Genomic DNA, 21,631 nt, shown 5'->3' on the forward strand with positions numbered 1-21,631 from the left:
GCCGCGGGACGCTCCTCAACCACTCGGACCCAAACAGGCGGCTGCATTACTTTGCTGGAGTACGGGGGCGGCCAAGGAACCTTCCGATGGATGGAAAGGGCCCCTGACCTGCGGTGGAGCCAAGGGGACTCGAACCCCTAACCCCCTGCTTGCAAACTAGATGCTCGTGAACGCAAGGAACGCATTGGCCTCTGGTTGAAGGACCGGCCAGCGGCCTACAGTGAGGCCATGGCCAAGCAGAAGAAGACCTGGTCGGACCTCACTGTGGACCAGAAGCGCGCCATCTATGTGGGCGGAGCCGCCGAGGCGGTGCTCACGATCGCAGCGTTGCGTGACCTCGCGAAGCGTCCGTCGGTGCTGGTGCGCGGACCAAAAGCGGCGTGGGTGCTGGCGTTCTTCGTCCAGCCCTTCGGCCCCTTGACCTACTTCCGGTTCGGCCGGCGATAGCGCAGCCCGCCCATCCCGACTCCCGCTCTTCCGCTCATTGCGGCTGATGAGCACGCGAGGAGACGCTCACCGTTGACGGCCTGCGCGCGAACGACGTGGGCACCAAGCCGAAGGCCCTTTCCCGCGTGGGGAAAGGGCTCTTGAGCGGCGCGATTGTGGAGACTAGGGGGTTCGAACCCCTGACCCCCGCCTTGCAAAGGCGGTGCTCTACCAGCTGAGCTAAGTCCCCGTGCCCCCGGCCCCGTGAGGCAGGGCGCTGTCAGCTGCCTGCGGTGGGGGTGACCGCGGGGCGGTCGTCGGTGGCCTCGGCCCACAGACGCTGGTCGGCGCCCTGTGCGTCGAGCTTCTTCTTGACCAGGCCGGCCGTCAGCGCGGTCAGGGCAACGAAGAGGATCTTCTTCACGAGAACACCACCTGTGGGGTCGAGGATCGGGTGGTGGGCCTAAGAGGACTTGAACCTCTGGCCTCTTCCTTATCAGGGAAGCGCTCTAACCGTCTGAGCTATAGGCCCGTCGCCGATCCGGCGGCGCCACCTGCACGGTGACGCGAGAGACGAGGTTACCTCACGCCCCCGGCCACAAACAAAACGGTATGCCGGCCGCTGTCGTGCGCGGCCGGCATACCGGCTGTGGAAGGGCGACTTCACCCCGGAAGCTCTCACTTCGCAGCATGGCGGCGGTCACGCGAGGTGAGAGAAACCCACTTCAGGCGGGAAAGGGGTCAGTCGTCGGTGAGGGTCAGCTGGAGGCCGCCCACGAGGCTGCTCGACACGTTGTAGAGGAAGGCCGCCAGGGTCGCGAGCGCCGTCATGAGGATGACGTCGATGACGCCCACGACGATCGCGAGCGAGACGACCCGACCGAAGCCGAGGAAGTCCATGATGTCGAACGTCTGGTTGCCGTCCTGGATGATCTGCCCGACGAGGCTGTTGACCTGGTCGAAGACGCCCATACCCGCGAGGATCGTCCAGAGCACGGAGACCATCACGACGCCCGCGATGCCGAGCGCCACCGACAGCAGGAACGACATCTTCATCGCCGACCACGGGTCGACCCGCGAGACGGTGAGCCGCACGCGACGTCCCGTGCCGCGCGCCGGCGCCGGAGCCCGGCTCGGTCCCGCTTGGGTCGCCCCACCCTGCGTCGCGGCACGCGCTGCCTGAGGACGCTGCAGTGGTCGCGTGGGCTCGGCGGAGGGACCCGATGACGACCTCATCGTGGTGCCTGCCTGGTCAGCCGTGCTCACTCGTCGCCTCCGTCAGCCTGCACACCGTCTGCAGTGTCGCCATCACTCGTCTTGTCGACCGACGGTACGCCATTGCTCGCGTCGGAGTCACTCTCAGCGCCTGAGCTCGCGGACGTGTCGGGTGCATCCTCGACCGGCGTGCCGTCGACCGGTGAGACACCCTCGGCGTCAGCCTCGGCCACCTCTTCCTCGACGACCTTCTCGGCGTTGCGGGCCACACCGACGATTGCGTCCTTCTTGCCGGGCTTGGCGAAGATGACGCCTTGTGTCTTGCGTCCGGTGCGAGAGACCTTTGACGACGGGACGCGAACCACATTCCCCTTGGCAAAGACGACCAGCACGTCGTCACCCTGTCCGACGGTGAGTGCACCGACGAGGTCACCGTTTCTCTCCGTGATGTTGGCAACGGCGACGCCCAGGATGGCGCGGCCCTTGATTCTCCAGTCCGACGCGGCCGAACGCTTGGCCATGCCGTTCTCAAAGACGACGAAGATGTCTGGGTCGGTGCCGTCCTCGATAACCGACATCGCAAGCAGCGAGTCGCCGTCGCGGAACTTCATGCCGGTGACGCCGGAGGTCGAACGGCCCATGGGCCGCAGGGTCGCGTCGTCGGCGTGGAAGCGGATCGACTGACCCTTCTTCGACACCAGCATCAGGTCGTCGGCCGACGAGGCCAGTTCGGCGCCGACGAGCTCATCGCCCTCGCGCAGGTTGACGGCGATGAGGCCACCGGAGCGCGGGGAGTCGTACTCCGAGAGGCGGGTCTTCTTGACTAGACCGTTGCGGGTGGCGAGCACGAGGTAGGACTCCTGTTGGTAGTCCTTGATAGCCAGCACCTGAGCGATCTGCTCGTCGGGCTGGAACGCCATGATGTTGGCGACGTGCTGGCCCTTGGAGTCGCGGCTCGCGTCCGGGAGCTCGTAGGCCTTGGCCCGGTAGACCCGGCCGAGGTTGGTGAAGAAGAGCAGCCAGTGGTGCGAGGTGGTGGTGAAGAAGTGCGCCACGACGTCCTCGCCGCGCAGCGAGGCGCCCTTGACGCCCTTGCCGCCACGCTCCTGCGAGCGGTAGGCGTCGACCTTGGTGCGCTTCGCGTAGCCGCCCCGGGTGATCGACACGACGACGTCCTCCTCGGGGATGAGGTCCTCCATGGACATGTCGCCGTCGAAGCCGTGGATGATCGAGCGGCGCTCGTCGCCGTACTTCGCCACGATCTCGGCGAGCTCCTCGGACACGATGGTCCGCTGGCGCTCGGGCTTGGCGAGGATGTCCTGGTAGTCCTCGATCTCGCGCTGGATCGCGTCGTGCTCGTCGATGATCTTCTGCCGCTCGAGGGCGGCCAGGCGACGCAGCTGCAGCTCGAGGATCGCGCGGGCCTGGATCTCGTCGATCTCGAGGAGCTCGATGAGCCCGTCGCGGGCGGCCTCGGCCGTGGGTGAGCGCCGGATGAGGGCGATGACCTCGTCGAGCAGGTCGAGCGCCTTGAGCAGACCGCGCAGGATGTGGATGCGGTCCTCGGCCTCCTTGAGGAGGTAGGCGGTGCGGCGCTGGATGACGTCGATCTGGTGGTCGACCCAGTGTCGGATGAACGCGTCGATGGGCAGCGTGCGCGGCACCCCGTCGACGAGCGCGAGCATGTTGGCGCCGAAGTTGGTCTGCAGCTGGGTGTGCTTGTAGAGGTTGTTGAGCACGACCTTGGCCACGGCGTCGCGGCGCAGCACGATGACGAGGCGCTGGCCGGTGCGGCCGGAGGTCTCGTCACGGATGTCGGCGATGCCGTGCAGGCGGCCGTCCTTGACGTGCTCGGCGATCTTCTGGGCCAGCGAGTCCGGGTTGACCTGGTAGGGCAGCTCGGTGATGACGAGGCACTGACGTCCCTGGATCTCCTCGACCTCGACGACCGCGCGCATGATGACCGAGCCGCGACCGGTGCGGTAGGCGTCCTCGATGCCCTTGCGGCCCATGATGAGCGCGCCCGTGGGGAAGTCGGGGCCCTGGATGCGGGCCATGACGGCGTCGAGCATCTCCTCGCGCGACGCCTCCGGGTGGGTCAGCACCCACTGTGCGGCGTCGGCGACCTCACGCAGGTTGTGCGGCGGGATCTGCGTGGCCATGCCGACGGCGATGCCGGACGAGCCGTTGACGAGCAGGTTGGGGAAGCGCGCCGGCAGCACCGTGGGCTCCAGCGTCTTGCCGTCGTAGTTCGGGGCGAAGTCGACGGTCTTCTTGTCGATGTCGCGCACGAGCTCCATCGACAGCGGCGCCATGCGGCACTCGGTGTATCGCGGGGCAGCGGCCGGGTCGTCACCGGGGCTGCCGAAGTTGCCCTGGCCCTGCACCAGCGGGTAGCGCAGCGACCAGTCCTGCACGAGGCGCACCAACGCGTCATAGATCGCGCTGTCACCGTGCGGGTGGTACTGACCCATGACGTCACCGACGACACGGCTGCACTTGTTGAAGCCGCGGTCGGGCCGGTACCCACCGTCGTACATGGCGTAGATGACGCGCCGGTGCACGGGCTTGAGGCCGTCGCGCACGTCCGGGAGCGCGCGGCTGACGATGACGCTCATGGCGTACTCGATGTAGCTGCGCTGCATCTCGGTGTTGAGGTCGATCGGCTCGGTGCGGTCGGTCTCGCCCGGGGACCGGTCGTGCATCTCGGACCCGAGCTCGTTGGTGGGCTCGGCGTCCTCGATCACGTTGTCGTCGGTGCCGTCGATGTCGTCAGCCATCAGTTCCCTTGTCTCTCAGTGCAGTTCAAGAAGCGGCGTATGCCGTGTAGTCCAATGGAGCGCGACGCGAGGCGCGCCGTGGCCCGGGAGTCGAGCAGGGTGCGTTGCCTGGACAACGCTGGAAGGTGCCGTTCAGCGGAGCGGAGGAACGTGCCGTTCGCCGCCGGCTGGGCCTGGCGGGAGCCCGAAGCGCGCTCAGCGCGCAAGGGCGGATGGGACAGCGGCGAACGGCATGTTCGTCCGCGACCCAGCACAACGGCATACAAGATCAAATGTCCAGGAAACGCACGTCGCGAGCGTTGCGTTGGATGAACGAGCGCCTCGACTCGACGTCCTCGCCCATGAGGACCGAGAAGATCTCGTCGGCCGCGGCGGCGTCGTCGAGCGTGATCTGGAGCAGGATCCGGTGCTCGGGGTCCATCGTGGTCTCCCACAGCTCCTGGTAGTTCATCTCGCCCAGGCCCTTGTAGCGCTGGACGCCGTTCTCCTTGGGGATGCGGCGACCCTTGGACTGGCCCTCGGCGATGAGGGCGTCCCGCTCGCGGTCGGTGAAGGCGAACTCGTGGGGTGCGTTGCTCCACTTGATGCGGTAGAGCGGGGGCTGGGCGAGATAGACGTAGCCGGCCTCGATGAGCGGCTTCATGAAGCGGAAGAGCAGCGTGAGCAGCAGCGTGCGGATGTGCATGCCGTCGACGTCGGCATCGGCCATGATGACGATCTTGTGGTAGCGGGCCTTGTCGATGTTGAAGTCCTCGCCGATGCCCGTGCCGAAGGCCGAGATGAGGGCTTGGACCTCCTGGTTGGCCAGGGCCTTGTCGAGGCGAGCCCGCTCGACGTTGAGGATCTTGCCGCGGATCGGGAGGATCGCCTGGTTGTAGGGGTTGCGGCCTCGCACGGCCGAACCGCCGGCGGAGTCACCCTCGACGATGTAGACCTCGGAGACGGCCGGGTCCTTGGCCTGGCAGTCGCGCAGCTTGCCGGGCAGGCCGCCGGACTCGAGGACGCGCTTGCGGGTGGCCTCCCGGGCCTTGCGTGCGGCGAGGCGCGCGGTCTGGGCCTGGATCGTCTTGCGGACGATCTCCTTGCCCTCGTTGGGGTGGCGCTCGAGCCAATCACCGAACGAGTCGGTCATGGCGCGCTGGACGAAGCCCTTGACCTCGGAGTTGCCGAGCTTGGTCTTGGTCTGGCCCTCGAACTGGGGCTCGCCGAGCTTGACGCTGATGACGGCGGTGAGGCCCTCGCGCACGTCGTCGCCGGTGAGGTTCTCGTCCTTGTCCTTGAGCTGGTTCTGCTTGCGCGCGAAGTCGTTGATCATCTTGGTGAGGGCGGCGCGGAAGCCCTCTTCGTGGGTGCCGCCCTCGTGGGTGTTGACCGTATTGGCGTAGGTGTGGACCGACTCGCTGTAGGCGGTGGTCCACTGCATGGCGAGCTCGAGGCTGAGCTCACGGGCCTGGTCCTCGACCTCGATGCTGATGATGTCGGGGTGGACCGGCTCGGACTTCTTGCTCGACACGAGGTGGTTGACGTAGTCGATGAGGCCGCCGGGGTAGCAGTAGCTGACCTGGCGCTTCTGGCTCTCGTTGGCGTCGACCGTCTCGGCCTCCTCCTCGGCGCTCTCCTGCACGCGCTCGTCGGTCAGGTTGATCGTCAGGCCCTTGTTGAGGAAGGCGTACTGCTGGAAGCGGGCGCGGATCGTCTCGTAGTCGTAGTCGACCGTCTCGAAGATCTGGTCGTCGGCCCAGAAGGTGATGGTCGTGCCGTGCTCGTCGCTCTCGCCGACCTGCTCCAGGGGCGCGATGCGCTCACCGTGGTCGAACTCGATGCGCCACACGTGCCCGAGCTGGCGGACCTCGGCGATGAGTCTGGTCGCCAGCGCGTTGACGACGGAGGAGCCCACGCCGTGCAGCCCACCGGAGACCTTGTAGCCGCCACCGCCGAACTTGCCACCGGCGTGCAGCTGGGTGAGGACGAGCTCGACGGTGGAGACGCCGTAGGCCTCGTTCATGCCGGTCGGGATGCCTCGACCGTTGTCCCGGACCTGGACGCCGCCATCGGCGAGAAGGGTGACGTCGATGGTGTCGGCGTGGCCGGCGAGCGACTCGTCGACGGCGTTGTCCACGATCTCCCACACGAGGTGGTGCAGGCCGCGCTCGCCGGTGGACCCGATGTACATGCCCGGGCGCTTGCGGACCGCCTCGAGACCCTCGAGGACCTGGATCGCGGACGCGTCGTAGGTGGCGTCGTCGGCCACCGCGGAGCTGTTGCGGGTCGGGGTCGTCAGCGCGCCCTCGGCCGGGCTGGCCGGGCTGGTCGGGTTGGTCGGGGACGTGTCCGGCACCGCCTCAGCGGTCGTGTCCTGCGTCTCGATGCTGTTGTCGTCGGGCGTGCTGGGCACGGTGCTCCTTCAGCTGGTCTGGCTCATGCCGCGCGCCCGGGGCGGGAAACCGCCCAGGGCGCGACGTTCACCCCGAAGTTTACCTGTCAGCACCGTCAGCGCGCGCCAGTGGAGGGCCGGGAACCCACTTTTCTCAGGTTTTCCCGGGTCCCGACGACCCGGCATACGCCCCCCACCCCTTCCAAGCGCCCTGAGCCACGTTTGTGGGCCTGCGTCCTCGCGGCCCTCGAGAGGGTGGCGAGAGCGTCGGGTCACCGGCCGACGGTGAAGAACGACCAGGTGCCGTCGCTGGAGATCCCGACCCGGTAGCCGGTGTAGCCACCGTCCTGCTGGCGCATGGTGGCGGCTGCCGAGCGCGTGACGAGTCCGGCGGCGATGACCTTGTCCCACTCGGCGTCGTCATCACGGAACCGTTCCGAGAAGACCTTGGGCTGGATGGTGCCGTCGAAGGTCTCGGTTGACTCCAGGCTGAGCAGCGTGGCGAGGGCGACGTAGTTCTGTGGGCTGTTGTCCGTGAAGACCACGGCGGGGCGCTTGTCCCCGGCGAGGCCGGTCGAGTCGGCGGTGGCCAGGGCGACCAGCGCCTTGGCGTCACACGCCTTGGCCGCGGCAGAGATCTTCTTCGCCTTGGCGGCCGCCGGGGCCGACATCCCCGTGGTGTTGGATGCACCCACCTTGGTGGCGGCACATGCCACCGCCTTGGTGGGAGCCGGCGTGGGGGTCGGCTTCGGAGCCGTGGTGCGGGTGGGGGTCGGGGTGCTCGTCGGCGTGGGCGAGGGAGTGACCGTCACGCTCGGGGTGGAGCTCGGCGTCTCCGAGGTGCTCGGAGTCGGGGTGGAGGTCGAGGGGGAGGCAGAGGCGGAGGGTGAGGAGCTGCTCGGGGCGGGGGCGGCGTCGGGCTTGTCGCTCGAGCAGGCGCTCAACGTGAGGCCGGCGAGCAGCAGCGGGGCCGCCACACGGGTGAGGCGGGCGGAGAGGATCGTCGGGCGCCGGTTCGTCATGGCGTCACTGTAAGGGGAGTGACTGGTGTGACTGCGGAGCCACGGCGTGAGGTGGTGGGTCCTCACCGGTGCGAGAGGCCGGTCAGGGCTGAGCCGCGGAGTTGCGCTCGACGACCTCGCGCACGACGTCCGGCAATGCGACGGTATGCCGGCCGGTCCGGTCGACGTAGACCTGCGCCCAGAGGCCGTGCGCGGCGATGTCGTCGCTGCCCTCGGCGAAGAGGCCGAAGGCGAAGGTCACGCTCTTGGTGCCGACGCGCTCGACCCGGACCCCGACATCGATCGGCTGCGGGTAGGCGAGCTCGGAGTAGAAGCGGCACGAGGACTCGGCCACCACACCCATGGCCTCGGACACCGTCTCGTCGATGCCGGTCTCACGGATGAGCCAGGCGTTGAGCACCGAGTCGAACAGCTCGTAGTACACGGCGTTGTTGAGGTGGCCGTACATGTCGTTGTCGGACCAGCGGGTCGACACCCGCTGCATCTCCGGGAAGTCGGAGCGCCGCAGGGTGCGTGGGTCGGCGCTCGCGGCTCGCGTCTGCGGTTCCGAAGTCATGCCGCCGAGAGTAGCCGCGCCCGCGCTGGGACCGCGCGGCACGGCATACGGAAGGGCACGGCATACGGAGGGAAAGGTGGGGGTCCGGACGGAAAGGTGCCGTCCGGACCCCCGAGCTTCCCTCACGGGGAGCAAAAGTGGTGCGCGTGAGGGCTCAGGCGTCGAAGGCCGGGAGCACCGAGCCGTCGGGCCACGTCTTCTCGATGTAGGCCTTGACCTCCGGGGAGTGCAGCAGCTCGTCGAGCTTCTTCAGGGCCGGGTTGGACTCGTCCTTCTTCTGCACCGCGAGGAAGTTGGCGTAGGGGTTGCCCTCCGCGTCCTCGACGAGGATCGCGTCCTTGGTCGGCGAGAGGTCGGCCTCGAGCGCGTAGTTGCCGTTGATGACGGCGACGTCGAGGTCGTCGAGCGAGCGCACCAGCTGCGCGGGGTCGGTCTCCTTGAACTGCAGCTTCTTGGTGTTCTGGTCGATGTCGTAGATCGTCGCGTTGGTCGCGTCCTTGCCTGCCTTGAGCGTGATGACGCCCGCCTTGGCCAGCAGCTCGAGCGCGCGGCCCTGGTTGGACGGGTCGTTGTTGATGCCGACCTGGGCACCCTCGCGGAGCTCGGAGACGTCCTTGACCCTCTTCGAGTACAGCGCGAACGGCTCGATGTGGACGCCGTCGTAGTGCGCGAAGTCGTAGCCCCGGTCCTTCACCTGCGCCTCGTAGTAGGGCAGGTGCTGGAAGTAGTTCGCGTCGAGGGTGCCCTCGGCGAGCTGCACGTTGGGCTGGATGTAGTCGTCGAAGGTCTTGATGTCGAGGTCGAGCCCGGCCTTGGCGGCCAGGTTGGCGTCGACGAACTCGAGGATCTTGGCGTGCGGCGTCGGGGAGGCACCGACGACGAGCGTGGTCACCCCCTTGTCGTTGGCCTCGGGAGCGCTGGAGTCGCCACCGCCGGCGCCGCAGGCCGTGAGACCCGTGACGGCGACGAGGGCGAGACCGGCGACGAGTCGGGGGCGGGCCGGGCTGTTCATGGTGGTGTCCTTTCGTGGCGCGGCGAAGGTGCCGCGGGGGTGGGGTGTCCAGCGGAGGTATGCCGTGCGCGCAGGTGAGCGTGCGGCATACCCGGTCGTCCTTGACCGGAGAGGGAGAACGGGGCGTCAGCGGTGGTCGACGGCGCGGGCGACCCGGTCGCCGACGACCTGCACCAACTGGACGACGATGACGAGCAGCACGACGGCCGCGATCATCACGTCGGTCTGGAAGCGGTTGTAGCCGTAGGACATCGCGGTGGCACCGAGGCCGCCGCCACCCACGGCACCGGCCATGGCGGAGTAGCCGATGAGGGCGATGACGGTGGTCGTGAGCCCGGCGACGATGCCGGGCAGGGCCTCGGGCAGGAGCACCTTGCGGGTGACGTCCCAACGGGTGGCGCCCATCATCGTCGCGGCCTCGACCTTGCCCGAGCTCACCTCGCGCAGCGACGTCTCGACGAGCCGGGCGAAGAAGGGGACGGCACCGACCGTGAGCGGCACGACCATGGCGCGCCAGCCGATCGTCGTGCCGGCGATGAACCTCGTGATGGGGATGATCGCGATCATGAGGATGAGGAAGGGGAGCGACCGGCCGACGTTGACGACCGCACCCAGGACGCGGTTGAGGGTCGGCTGTGGGGTGATGCCACCGGGTGAGGAGTTGTGCAGCAGCACCCCGACGAGGACGCCGAGGACCGCGGTGATGAGGGCGGAGCCGATGCTCATGGCGAGCGTCTCCCACAGCGCGGTGGGCAGGCCGTCGGTGATGACCGGGTTGTCGAACCAGGTCGGGTCGGTGCCGAACCTCATGCCGCCACCTCGGGGTGGAGGCGGGCCTGGTCGAGCAGGTCGCGGGCGCGCTCGGTCGTGCTCGCGTCGGCGAGCTCGACGAGGAGGCGACCGACCCGGCGGCCGGCGATCGTCTCGACCGTGGCCGCGGCGAGGTCGGCCTCGATGCCCTCGTGGCGCAGCAGCGCGATGATCCCGTCGATCGAGCCGACCGTGGCGTCGGGGTGGCCCAGGGCGACCTGGAGCCGGACAAGCCCGTCGCTCTCCGGCTCGACGAGCGGGATGAGCTCGCGGTGCAGGCGGGTGCTCGGGTCGGCGATGACCTCACCGAGGCGCCCCTGCTCGAGGACGGCTCCGTCACCGAGGAGGGTCACGGCGTCGCAGATCTCGCGGACGACCGAGGGCTCGTGGGTGATGATGACGACGGTGATGCCCAGGCGGTCGCGCAGCTCTCGGAGCAGGGCGAGGATCGAGCCGGTGGTGGCGGCGTCGAGGGCGGAGGTGGGCTCGTCGCACAGGAGGATCTCGGGGCGCGCGGCCAGGGCGCGGGCGATGCCGACGCGCTGCTGCTGGCCCCCCGAGAGCTGACCGGGGTGGCTCTGCGCGCGGTCCGACAGGCCGACGAGGTCGAGCAACTCCGCGACCCGGGCGTCGCGGTCGCCCCTGTCCCAGCCCGCGACCTCGAGCGGGAGGGCGATGTTGTCGGCGGCGGTGCGCGAGTCGAGGAGGTTCGCGTGCTGGTAGACGACGCCGAAGCGACGGCGGGCGGCGCGCAGCTCGGCGCCGCGCAGCCTCGTGATGTCCTCTCCGGCGACGACCACCTCGCCGGAGGTCGGGAGCTCGAGACCGGTGAGGCACCGGATGAGGGTCGACTTGCCCGCACCCGAGCGGCCCACGATGCCGTGGATCTCGCCGCGGGGGACGCTGAGCGACACGGCGTCGAGGGCCGTGACCCTCGAGCCTGGGGTCTCGAAGACCTTGGTCAGGTCGCGGACGGCGAGGGCTGGGCCTGTCTGTGAATGGTCAACCACTCGTCAATAAGTATGCGTTATCCAAGTGATAAGCAAATCGGCGGCCACCTGGTCTCGGGGACTGGGCGGGACGGCATACGGAGGGAAGGTTGGCGTGGGGAGGGAAAGGTTCCATCCGCTCGCCAAGGTTCTCGCATGGGGAGCAAAAGTGGAGGCGTCGTCAGGTGGGGTCGTCTGCCAGGGCCGCGTCGCCGCTGAGCAGGCGCGGCACGATCCCCGCGGCGATGGACGCGAGCACCTCGGTGCCCACGGGATAGCGGACGGAGTGCGGCTGCCACGAGCGGACCGTGCGGCCGGAGGCGAGGCGGACGGTGTGGAGGATGAACGGGCCCTGGTACTCGACGCGGTCGACGACGGCCGGAGCGCCGGTGATGCCCGCAGCGGGCAGGCGCAGGCTCACCTCGTGCGGGCGCACGACGACCTCGGCATCGCTGACGTCGGTGCGGATGGTCACAAGGCCGAGCTCGCAGCCGAGGCCACCGTCGACGAGCGAGGCGGGCAGGAAGTCGGCGTCACCCATGAAGGAGGCGACGAACCGGCTCACCGGACGCTCGAACACCTCGACCGGGCGCCCCCACTGCTCGATGACGCCGGCTCGCATGACCCCGACGTGGTCACCGATGGACAGGGCCTCGGTCTGGTCGTGGGTGACGAGGAGGGCCGTCGTCCCCGTGGCGCGCAGGGCGGTCACGGTGTCGGCCCGCACCCGGGCACGCAGCGACTCGTCGAGCGAGGAGAACGGCTCGTCGAGCAGGACGACCTCGGGGCGGGGAGCGAGGGCGCGGGCCAGGGCCACGCGCTGCTGCTCGCCGCCGGAGAGCTCGTGCGGGTAGCGGTCGACCACCTGGGGCAGGTGGACGAGCTCGAGGACCTCGAGGACGCGGGCCTCCTGCTCGGTGCGCGGCTGACGGTCGAGCCCGAAGCGGATGTTGTCACCGACGGTGAGGTGCGGGAAGAGCGCGTGCTCCTGGAAGACCATGCCGACCCGGCGCTGCTCGGGCGGCACCCAGCCCTGGCCCTCGCCCGCGACCAGCCGGTCGCCGACCGCGACGGTGCCCGCGTCCGGGCGCTCGAGCCCGGCGACGAGGCGCAGCAGCGTGGACTTGCCGCAGCCCGACGGGCCGATGAGGGCGACGATCTCGCCCTGCTCGACGGAGAGGTCGAGCTCGCTCACCGCGAGGGTCTCGCCGTAGGACTTCGAGATGCCCCGCAGGGTCACGGCGCCGCTCACGAGCCCACCTGGCGGGGCGGCTCGGCCAGGCGCACCTGCCGCACGAGGAAGAACACGGGGATGATCGCGAGCGCGACAATGAGCAGGGCGGGCAGGGCGGCCTGCTCCCAGAAGTTTTCGTTGGCGAGCTCGTAGACCCACACCGACACGGTGGTGAAGCCGAAGGGTCGCAGGAGCAGCACGAGGGGCAACTCTTTCACGGCGTCGACGGCGACGAGCACGAGCGCCACCGCGATGCCCGAGCGCGACAGCGGCAGGTGCACGCGCCGCAGCACGCGCAGCGGCGAGGCGCCGAGGGAGAAGGCGGAGTTGGTCACCGACGGCGAGATCGTCGTGAAGCTCGCGTCCACGGCCTGGTATGCCGGCGCGAGGAACCTCACGACGTAGCTCGCGAGCAGCCCGATCACCGAACCCGTCACGACGAGCCCGGTGCCGCCGGGGACCCCGAGCCCTTCGAGCGAGCGGTCGAGCGCGGCGAAGGAGACGAGGACACCGATGCCGATCACGGCGCCCGGCACGGCATACCCGAAGGTCGTGAGCTGCGCGGCGGTGCGGGCGAGGCGGCCACCGGTCATGCGCACCCCGTGGGTGACGAGCAGGGCGAGGGTGACGCAGGCCAACGCGGCGAGCGCGGCCATGACGGCGCTGTTGGTGAGGCTGGTCGCGAACCGGCCCGTCGACAGCGACGACGAGTCGGTGAGCGTCGCCGTCACCGCCCACCACACGAGCTGGACGACGGGCAGGACGAACCCGGCGGCGAGCACCGAGGCCGCGGCCGCGAACGCCCACCAGCGCGCGACGCCGGACAGGACGGTGGGCGCGGCCGGCGGCCGGTGGGCGCCGCGGGCGTCATAGCGGGCTCCGCCGCGCAGCAGCCGCTCGCCGGTGAGGACCATGACGGCGAAGGCGAGGACGAGGACCGAGAGCTGGGCCGCCGAGGCGAAGTCGAAGGTGCCCTTCCACGTGAGGTAGACACCGACCGACACGGTGCGCACCCCGAAGTACTGGACGGTGGCGAAGTCGGTGAGGGTCTCCATCATGACGACGGCGAGACCACCGGCGAGGGCCGGGCGCGCCAGCGGCAGCAGCACCTGGCGGAAGGCGCGCCACGGGCTCGCACCGAGCATCCGTGCGGCGTCCCAGGTCACCTGGCCCTGGCCGCGGAAGGCTGCGCGCGACAGCAGGTAGACGTAGGGGTAGAGCGTCAGCGACAGGACGACCGGCGCACCCATCCAGCCCGAGAGCACCTCGACGGCGCCGGATCCGCCGAAGGCCGAGCGGGACAGCCGTGCCGGCACACCCGCTGGACCGAACGTCGACAGGAAGAGGAACCCCAGGACGTAGGCCGGCATGGCCAGCGGCAGGACGAGCATCCACGAGAAGAGGCGGCGGCCGGGGAAGTCGTAGGCCGTGACGAGCCAGGCCAGGCCGACGCCGAGCACCGCTGTGCCGAGACCCACCAGGGCCAGCAGGGCTCCCGTGGTGAGGACCATCTCGCCGAGGTTGCCGGGCAGCGCGAGGTTGCCCGCGCTCGCGAGCGCCTGGACGAGGACCGAGACGACCGGGACCGAAACGATCAGCGCGATGACGACGACGAGCGCGGTCCACCCGGGGCGACCCGTGCCCGAGAGCCGGGTCGCACGACCGCCGCCGGCCCCCGGCCGGTCGGTCTCCACGTCGGTCTCCACCCCGGCTTCCACGTCGGCGCTCACCTGCGCATCATGTCAGCGGGTCGGGGGCGCCCACGCGCCACCGCTCACTTGTAGCCGGCCTCGGCGAGGAGCTTGACCGCGTCGGCGTTCTCGGAGCCGTAGGCCTCCGCGGAGATCGGCATGCGCTTGAACTCCCCGAAGCCCGCGATGAGGGGCTCGGGCTCCACGCTCGGGTTGACGGGGTACTCGTGGTTGCCGTCGACGAACGAGCTCTGCCCCTTGGTGGCCAGCCACTCGATCAGCTGCTGGGCCTGGGCAGCGTTGTCCGAGGTCTTGACCACGCCCGCACCGGAGATGTTGACGTGCGTGCCGGCGCCGGACTGCGAGGCCCAGAACGGCTTGACCTTGAGGTCCGGGTTCTTCTTGAGCTCGCGGGCGAGGTAGTAGTGGTTCGTGATGCCGACGTCGCAGCTCCCGGCGTCGATCGCCTTGAGCAGCTCGACGTCGTTGGACTTGATGTCCACACCGTTGGCGACCCAGCCCTTGACGGTGGCGAGTGTCTTGTCGCGGCCCTCGAGGCCGATGAGGCTCGCGACGAGGCTCTGCGTGTAGGCCGAGGTGGCGTCGCGCATGCAGAGGCGGTCCTTCCACTTCGGGTCGGCGAGACCGGCATACGTGTTCGTCTTGTCGAAGTCCGCGGGCGAGACCTTGTCGGGGTTGTACATCGTCGTGCGGGCCCGCATCGCGAGGCCGAACCACTGGTTGCCGCTGTCGCGCAGGTCCTCGGGGACGGCCTCTGTCAGTGCGGCCGAGTCGAGCGGGCGGAGCACGCCCTGCTCCGCGGCGTTCCAGAGGTTGCCGGCGTCGACGGTCATGAAGACGTCGGCCTCACCGTCGGCGCCCTCGGCCTTGATCCGCTGCAGGAGCTCGGCGTCGCTGCCCGAGATGAACTCGACGCTCACCCCGGTCTCGTCGGTGAACTCCTTGAACGCACCCTCGAGGTCGTAGTGCCGCGCCGAGTAGATCTGGAGGTCGGCATTGCTGCCACCGATCCCGAGGACGCCGCAGCCGGCGAGGGGCAGGACGGTGGCGGCGGCGACGAGACCGGCGAGGCCGGCACGGGGAAGGCGACGAGGGGGCACGGAGGACTCCTGGGAGGGGGACAGCTGACGCTGCATTCTTGCTCAAGTTAGGTAAGCCTGTCCAAATCCCCCTATCATCCTGCGGTGTGAAGGCTCCCGTCCTGCCCCAGCACCGCCCCGCCCTGGTCGGGCGGCTGCGGTCCTTCGGTGACGCGGTCGCGCTGCGGTGGGTCGAGGGGTCGGCGATGCAGACGATGTCGTATGCCGTCCTCGCGGCTCGCGTGGACGCGCGCTGGGCCGTGCTGGGCAGGACCCCACGGCTCGTCCTGCTCGAGATGGGCAACGACGTCGAGAGCGTCGTCACCCTGCTCGCCGCCCTCGGTGGGGGCCACCCGGTCATCCTCACGGCGCCGGACGGTGGTGCCGCTCTCGCCCGGGCGTGGGACCCCGACGTCGTCGCCCGCGGGGCCGAGCTGGAGGCGCGACGCGAGGGCAGTGCCCATGACCTGCACCCCGACCTTGCGCTCCTGCTCTCGACGTCGGGCAGCACGGGGTCCCCCAAGCTGGTTCGCCTGAGTGCGGCCAACCTCGACTGCAACGCCGAGCAGATCGTCGACGCCCTCGGGCTCGGTGCCGACGACGTCGGCGCGAGCAGCCTGCCACTGCACTACTGCTACGGCCTGTCCGTCCTGCTCAGCCACCTGTCGGTCGGCGCGGGGGTGCTCCTCACCGACCTGTCCGTCGTCGACGCGTGCTTCTGGGAGGCGTTCCGGGAGGCCGGCGTCTCCACTCTCGCCGGGGTCCCGTACACGTTCGACCTGCTCGACGCGGCCGGCTTCGCGTCGATGGACGTGCCCCGCCTGCGCCTGCTCACCCAGGCCGGCGGACGGATGGACCCTGCCGCCGTCCGGCGTTGGCTCGCACTGGGCGAGGAGCGCGGGTTCGACCTGCTCGTGATGTACGGCCAGACCGAGGCGACCGCCCGGATGGCCACGCTGCCGACCCACCTCGCTGCACAGAACCCGTCGAGCATCGGCGTCGCCGTCCGCGGCGGTCACTTCTCCCTCGCTCCCGTCCAGGGTGCGGCCGCCGGTGTCGGGGAGCTGGTCTACGAGGGCGGCAACGTCATGATGGGCTACGCCTCGTCGACGGCCGAGCTCGCGCGCGGCCCGGAGGTCACGGCGCTGCACACCGGCGACCTCGCCCGGTTCACCGCCGACGGCCTCGTCGAGGTCGTCGGACGACGCAGCCGCTTCGCCAAGGTCTGCGGGCTGCGCATCGACCTCGACCGCGTCGAGGGCGACCTCACCCGAGGTGGGCGCACGGCATACGCCATGGACGGCGGGGACCGCCTGCTCGTGGCGACCATCCAGGACGCGGGGTCCGTCGACGTCACCGCGGTGCGCCGCCAGGTGAGCGAGCGGTATGCCGTCCCCCGCGCCGCCGTCGTCGTCACCGACGTCGGTGAGGTGCCGCGGACGGCGTCCGGCAAGGTCGACCGCCCGGCGCTGGCCGCGCTCGTCGACGCGTTCGGCGAGGGCACCTGCCCCACCCCGGACCGACTGGTCCTTCCCGAGAGGATGCGGGCGCTGTATGCCGAGCTGCTCGACCGGCCGGAGGCCACTCTCGACGACTCGTTCGTCACGCTGCGCGGCGACTCGCTGTCCTACGTCGAGGCGTCGGTCCGGCTGGAGGGCATGCTCGGCAGCCTCCCCGAGTCGTGGCACGTGCGCCCGGTGCGCGAGCTCGCCAGTGCGGTCGAGCCCACCCCCTCGGTGCCGTGGTGGCACCGGTGGCGCTCGCTGGAGACGTCGGTCCTCCTGCGCGGCGTGGCCATCGCCGTCATCGTGCTCACCCATGCGGGCGTGCTCGACATCCGGGGTGGCGCGCACGTCCTCCTCGCCGTCGCCGGCTTCGCGTTCGCACGCTTCCAGCTCTCCAGCGCCACGCGGGGCGAGCGCGTCGCGCACGCGCTCGAGTCGGTGACCCGCATCGCCCTGCCAGCAATGGCATGGCTCGGGGTCCTCTTCCTCGTCGACGAGCGCTACTCGGTCTGGAACCCGCTGCTGCTCACCTCGATCGGGGGCAGCAACGTCCACCCACAGTGGCGCTACTGGTTCGTCGAGGCGCTCGTCCACATCCTCGTCGGGCTCACCGTGCTGCTCCTCGTGCCGGCCTTCGACCGGCTCGAACGGGCCCGTCCCTTCGCCGTGCCGTTCGGGCTCGCACTGGCCGCACTGGTCTTCCGCTACGGGGTCATCGACGTGGGCTCACACCACGTCAACGGCCGGCCGGCGGTGGTCCTGTGGCTCTTCGTCCTGGGGTGGGCGATGGCCCGCAGCCAGGGTCGGTGGCAGCGGATCCTGCTCACGGCCTTCGTGCTCGCGGTCGTCCCGGGCTTCTTCTCGGACCCGGTGCGCGACGCGACCCTGGCGGCGGGACTGCTCGTGCTGCTGTGGGTCCGCTCGGTGAGGGTGCCGGCGATCGTCGTGCCGGCCATCGTGCCCATCGCCTCGGCGTCGCTGTTCATCTACCTCGTCCAGTGGGAGGTCATGGGCCGGGTCGGCTACTCCCCGCTCGGTGCCGGCGTCACGCTGCTCACCGGCTGGATCGCGTGGCGCGGCTCGAGCCCGATCATCGAGCCGGTGGCCCACTGGGTCGGAGCCCGGGCGACGCGGGTGGTGCACCCGAGGGCGTCGTCGCCCGTCAGCTGAGGATGTCCTGCCGGCGGAAGCGGCGGAAGCCCAGGGCGAGGAAGAGCACGGTGTAGAGCACCGCCCACAGCACCCCGTGCCGCAGGTCGCTCCAGTCCACCGGCCCGGACACGAGCAGGTCGAGCCATGCCCGCGAGTAGTGGGCGGGCAGCGCCTTGCGCCAGTCGCCGAGCGCGTCGATCGAGTCGAGGATGCCCGAGACGATGAGCAGGACGAGCGCGCCGCCCACCGCCGCCAACGGCGTCTGGCTGCGTACGCCCACCCAGAACGAGAAGGCACCGATGGGCGCAATCATGACGAGGACGTAGAGCACCGCGACGGCCATCCGCGGCAGCCACACGCTCCACGGCAGCTCGCCACCGCCGAGGATGCTGAAGGGCTGAGGGCCGTAGGCGAGGGTCCCGACGACCAGGGACCACACGGGCAGCGCGATGACGAGCGTCGCCGTCGAGAGGAACCCGATGACGAGCTTGCTGGTGAGCAGCCTCGCCCGCGACACCGGCGCGGTGAGCAGGTAGCGCAGGGACGCCCAGGACGCCTCGGCGGGCACCGGGTCACCGGCGAAGAGCGCCGCCACGATGAAGAGCAGCAGCTCCGCGGACACGACGAAGGCGAAGACCGTGAAGTTCGGACCCCCACCGGTCGCGAGGTCGACGAGCCGCACGGTGGGGTCGCCCGGACGCCCCGGGCTGTCGTCGAGCGAGAACGCGGCGACGAGGACGAGTGGCAGAGCGACGACGATGGCGATCATCCACAGCGTGCGTCGCCGGCCGAGCTGGCGGCGCAGCTCCGCCCGCCACGACAGGGGTTTGCTGCTCATCGGGCACGCACCTGTCGAAGTCGCTCGACCATCGAGCCATCGCCGTCTCCGTCGCTGCCGTCCGCCGGGCCCTGCGAGGAGGCGATGACCCCGAGGAAGACCTCCTCGAGGTGGCGGCGGCTGCCGACGCCGACGACCTGCGCGCCGGAGTCGACCACGACGCGCACGAGCGCCTCGCGGGGGAGGTCGGAGACGACGGTGACCATGGGCTTGGTGGGGTCGTCGACGACCTCGACCGAGCGTATGCCGTCCGCCCCCGCGAGCGCGGCCCGCGCCGGGGCGAGCGAGGCTCCCGGGGCAAGCTCGAAGACGGTCGTGTCCTCGCTCGAGAGCAGCTCGGACACGGGGCCGGCGGTGACGACCCGGCCGGCGTTCATGACGACGACGTGGCTGCACGTCAGCTCGACCTCGGCAAGGAGGTGGCTGGAGACGACGACGGTGCGGCCGGTCGCGGCATACGACTGCAGGATCGGGCGCATGGCCGCGATCTGGGGCGGGTCGAGACCGTTGGTCGGCTCGTCGAGGAAGAGCACCTCGGGCCGGCCGAGCATGGCCTGGGCGATGCCGAGCCGCTGCTTCATGCCGTGGCTGTAGGTGCGGACCGGGCGGTCGAGCGCACCACCGAGCGCGGCGACGCCGAGGGCCTCGTCCATGCTCGCCTCGGCCATCGGCCGGCCGGTCGCGGCCCAGTAGGCCTCGAGGTTCTGGCGGCCGGTGAGGTGGGGGAGGAAGCCGGGACCCTCGACGAGTGCCCCGACCCGGCCCAGCACCTCGGAGCCGGGGTGGACAGGGCGGCCGAGGACGTGCACCGTGCCGGAGTCGGGGGAGATGAGCCCGAGCATCATGCGCATGGTCGTCGTCTTGCCGGCACCGTTGGGCCCGAGGAGTCCGACGACCTGGCCGCGCTCGGCGCGCCAGGAGACGTCATCGACGGCCCGGTGGCCGTCGGCGTAGGTCTTGACGAGCCGGTCGACGACGAGGGGGACGTCGGCGAGGTCGTCACGGACTGCCTCGCGGTGGCGGCGTCGACGGCGCAGGAGCGCGGACGCGGCGATGACGGCGAGCAGGGCCGCGATGCCTGCGGCCAGCGCGATCGACTCGGTGTCTCGATCGGTGGACGAGGCAAGGATCCGGCCCTGCGCCGTGGGGACGGTGAGCACGGGGGCCGCGAGGCTGATCCGGTCGGCCCGGGCCTGGCGAGGGGTGGTGAACGAGCTGTCGGTCGACGTGACGAGCACCCGCCACTGGCTTCCGGCGGCCATCGACCAGACGGAGGCCGGCAGGTCGACGGTGACGTCGGTGGCCTTCCCCGGTGCAAGCGCCACCCGGACCGGGGTGGTGAGCGCCCGCTGCTGCACGGCGTCCGAGCCCTCGACCCGCCAGAGCGAGACGAACAGCGTTGCCTCCGTGCCGGTCGAGGTGACGCTCAGCCGCACGCTCGGCGAGCCGACGACCGTGAACGATCGGTCGAGAACGGTGCTGTCGAAGGCGGCCGACATGCCGGGCAGCGCCGCGAGCCGATAGGTCGGCAGCCCGGAGGTGCCCAAACCGGGGATCGAGGTCATCGAGCTCGGCTGCCCGCCGGGCGGAGTGAGGAGGACGGACGGCTCCTGAGGGGCCTTCAGCGACACCTTCTCGGTTCCACCGCGCAGACCCGGGTAGGTGTCGAGGGTCGCGACCGGCGCGGAGTCGGTGCCGCGGGGGACGGGCAGCGAGTAGGTGAAGGCCGGCACCGGCAGGGGGTCGGTCCGTGTACCGGCGAGGTAGGTGCGGACCCAGGTCCGGCCGGCCTCCTCGTCGAGACTCGGGTTGGACGACGGGCCGTCGTGGCCCCCGTCGGTCCACCGCACGGCGTGGCGGGTTCCGGCGGAGGCCAGGCCTGCGGCGTTGGCATCGGCCTGGTCCAGCCCGAAGAGGGTGTCCGCCTCACCCTGGACGAGCAGGGTCGGCGCCGTGACCCTGCTGATGCTCGCCTGCGGGCTGTTGCGGCGCAGGGTCGCGGCGAGGGCAGCGCTGGGCCGGCCGTTCTCCGCGGCGTCCTGCAGCTGCCGGCAGAGGGTGACCTCGAACCGTCCGCAGAGCAGGTCGGAGGGCTTTGCGGCAGCCGCAGCGCCGGCACTGCTCGCACCTGCCGCGCCCGCGCTGCTCCCACCTGCTGCACCTGTCGCAGCTGCGCCGCCCGTGGCGCCGAGGGCCCCGTCGACGCTCGCGCCGAAGAACCGGGCACCCCAGAGCTGCTTGTAGGGCCCGGGGGTGGAGCTGTCCCGCGCACCCTGGGGGAAGAGGGCACTGGCGAGGTCGTTCCACGTGATGGCGGCGACCGTGGCGTCGACGCGGGGGTCAGCGCCGGCCAGCATGAGCGCGAAGGCGCCACCGTAGGAGCCGCCCGCGACCGCGACCCGGGGGTCACCGGCGCCGTCGCGCCTCACCTCTGGGCGAGACGCGAGCAGGTCGAGCAGGACGCGGCCGTCGGCGATCTCGAAGTCGGGGGAGTCGAGGTGGATCAACCCGCCGGAGCGACCGAAGCCGCGGGCGGTGAAGGTGAGGACGACGTTGCCGTCGGCCGCGTACGTCCGTGCCTCCGCATCCACTGACTCCTTGGAGCCCCCGAAGCCGTGGGCGAGGAGCACTGCCGGCCGTGGCGCCGAGCCGGCCGGCAGGTAGAGGCGGGTGTCGAGCCGGACAGGGGTGCCATCGGCCTCTGGACCGACGTCGACCATCTGGTCGCTCGTCCTCACCTCGGAGGTTGTCGAGGCCGCGGGAGCGAGGGAGAGTCCCGACGCGGCCGAGGCACTGACGCCGGGGGTCAGGACGAGCGCGAGGCCGGCGAGCAGCGGGACGGCCGCGGCGAGGACGGCGCCCCGACGTCGGGCCTGAGCGAGCCGCTGCATGGCTCATCCTCTCGCGACGACATCGGGTGGGCCTGC

The 21,631-nt window shown here is 70.4% G+C and carries 16 protein-coding genes and 2 tRNA genes; 2 read left to right on the plus strand and 16 right to left on the minus strand.

Going from position 1 to position 21,631, the window contains the following annotated elements; translation table 11 throughout:
• The first annotated feature begins 228 nt into the window (after window positions 1-228).
• Window positions 229-447 (plus strand): PLD nuclease N-terminal domain-containing protein, encoded by a 219-nt coding sequence (locus tag ASG74_RS10725; protein ID WP_056142639.1) that lies wholly within the window; start codon window positions 229-231, stop codon window positions 445-447.
• A gap of 156 nt (window positions 448-603) precedes the next feature.
• Here ASG74_RS10725 and ASG74_RS10730 read toward each other — a convergent pair.
• The 14 genes from ASG74_RS10730 to ASG74_RS10795 all read right to left on the minus strand — a co-directional run bounded on the left by ASG74_RS10730 (window position 604) and on the right by ASG74_RS10795 (window position 15,230).
• A tRNA-Ala gene (locus ASG74_RS10730) sits at window positions 604-676 on the minus strand.
• A 30-nt stretch (window positions 677-706) separates the two neighbouring features.
• Window positions 707-850 (minus strand): DLW-39 family protein, encoded by a 144-nt coding sequence (locus ASG74_RS17475; protein WP_200942567.1) that lies wholly within the window; start codon window positions 848-850, stop codon window positions 707-709.
• 31 nt (window positions 851-881) lie between these two features.
• Window positions 882-958 (minus strand) — tRNA-Ile (locus ASG74_RS10735).
• 209 nt (window positions 959-1,167) lie between these two features.
• A complete protein-coding gene (locus ASG74_RS10740; RefSeq protein WP_235498895.1) occupies window positions 1,168-1,521 on the minus strand; it encodes a DUF3566 domain-containing protein in 354 nt (117 codons plus the stop codon).
• 167 nt (window positions 1,522-1,688) lie between these two features.
• A complete protein-coding gene (gene gyrA / locus ASG74_RS10745) occupies window positions 1,689-4,421 on the minus strand; it encodes a DNA gyrase subunit A (RefSeq protein ID WP_082569654.1) in 2,733 nt (910 codons plus the stop codon).
• A gap of 268 nt (window positions 4,422-4,689) precedes the next feature.
• Complete coding sequence (gene gyrB, locus ASG74_RS10750; protein WP_082569655.1) at window positions 4,690-6,816, minus strand: DNA topoisomerase (ATP-hydrolyzing) subunit B; 2,127 nt, start codon at window positions 6,814-6,816, stop codon at window positions 4,690-4,692.
• A 251-nt stretch (window positions 6,817-7,067) separates the two neighbouring features.
• A complete protein-coding gene (locus ASG74_RS17220) occupies window positions 7,068-7,817 on the minus strand; it encodes a hypothetical protein (RefSeq protein WP_156465356.1) in 750 nt (249 codons plus the stop codon).
• Between the two features lie 82 nt (window positions 7,818-7,899).
• Window positions 7,900-8,373: an acyl-CoA thioesterase gene (locus tag ASG74_RS10765; RefSeq protein ID WP_056142651.1), complete on the minus strand. Its 474-nt coding sequence runs from the start codon at window positions 8,371-8,373 to the stop codon at window positions 7,900-7,902.
• Window positions 8,374-8,527: 154 nt separating this feature from the next.
• Window positions 8,528-9,385 carry a MetQ/NlpA family ABC transporter substrate-binding protein gene (locus ASG74_RS10770; protein WP_056142654.1) on the minus strand — a complete coding sequence of 286 codons (858 nt, stop codon included), beginning with the start codon at window positions 9,383-9,385 and terminating at the stop codon, window positions 8,528-8,530.
• Window positions 9,386-9,511: 126 nt separating this feature from the next.
• The gene (locus ASG74_RS10775) at window positions 9,512-10,195 is read right to left on the minus strand and encodes a methionine ABC transporter permease (protein WP_056142657.1); all 684 of its coding nucleotides are present in this window, start codon (window positions 10,193-10,195) and stop codon (window positions 9,512-9,514) included.
• A complete protein-coding gene (locus tag ASG74_RS10780) occupies window positions 10,192-11,205 on the minus strand; it encodes a methionine ABC transporter ATP-binding protein (RefSeq protein ID WP_056142659.1) in 1,014 nt (337 codons plus the stop codon). Before ASG74_RS10780 ends, ASG74_RS10775 begins: the two co-directional genes overlap by 4 nt.
• Before the next feature lie 160 nt (window positions 11,206-11,365).
• Window positions 11,366-12,436 carry an ABC transporter ATP-binding protein gene (locus ASG74_RS10785; protein ID WP_056142661.1) on the minus strand — a complete coding sequence of 357 codons (1,071 nt, stop codon included), beginning with the start codon at window positions 12,434-12,436 and terminating at the stop codon, window positions 11,366-11,368.
• Window positions 12,433-14,148, minus strand: coding sequence for an ABC transporter permease (locus ASG74_RS10790; protein ID WP_056142662.1), 1,716 nt, complete (start codon window positions 14,146-14,148; stop codon window positions 12,433-12,435). The genes ASG74_RS10785 and ASG74_RS10790 overlap by 4 nt, the downstream gene beginning before the upstream one ends.
• A gap of 44 nt (window positions 14,149-14,192) precedes the next feature.
• Entirely contained in the window at window positions 14,193-15,230 is a 1,038-nt protein-coding gene (locus ASG74_RS10795) for an extracellular solute-binding protein (protein ID WP_056143519.1), read from the minus strand.
• A gap of 86 nt (window positions 15,231-15,316) precedes the next feature.
• Between ASG74_RS10795 and ASG74_RS10800 the strand changes: the two genes are divergently transcribed.
• On the plus strand, window positions 15,317-17,884 hold the full coding sequence (locus ASG74_RS10800; protein ID WP_056142664.1) for an AMP-binding protein: 2,568 nt from the start codon (window positions 15,317-15,319) through the stop codon (window positions 17,882-17,884).
• On the opposite strand, the gene ASG74_RS10805 is transcribed toward ASG74_RS10800, so the two are convergent.
• Both ASG74_RS10805 and ASG74_RS10810 read right to left on the minus strand, forming a co-directional pair.
• A complete protein-coding gene (locus ASG74_RS10805; protein WP_056142666.1) occupies window positions 17,877-18,704 on the minus strand; it encodes an ABC transporter permease in 828 nt (275 codons plus the stop codon). The two genes, ASG74_RS10800 and ASG74_RS10805, sit on opposite strands and share 8 nt — an antisense overlap.
• Window positions 18,701-21,595, minus strand: a complete 2,895-nt coding sequence (locus tag ASG74_RS10810; protein ID WP_056142670.1) for an alpha/beta fold hydrolase — start codon at window positions 21,593-21,595, stop codon at window positions 18,701-18,703. The genes ASG74_RS10805 and ASG74_RS10810 overlap by 4 nt, the downstream gene beginning before the upstream one ends.
• Window positions 21,596-21,631 lie beyond the last annotated feature (36 nt).

The organism is Knoellia sp. Soil729, from assembly GCF_001427985.1.
Classification (GTDB): domain Bacteria; phylum Actinomycetota; class Actinomycetes; order Actinomycetales; family Dermatophilaceae; genus Knoellia.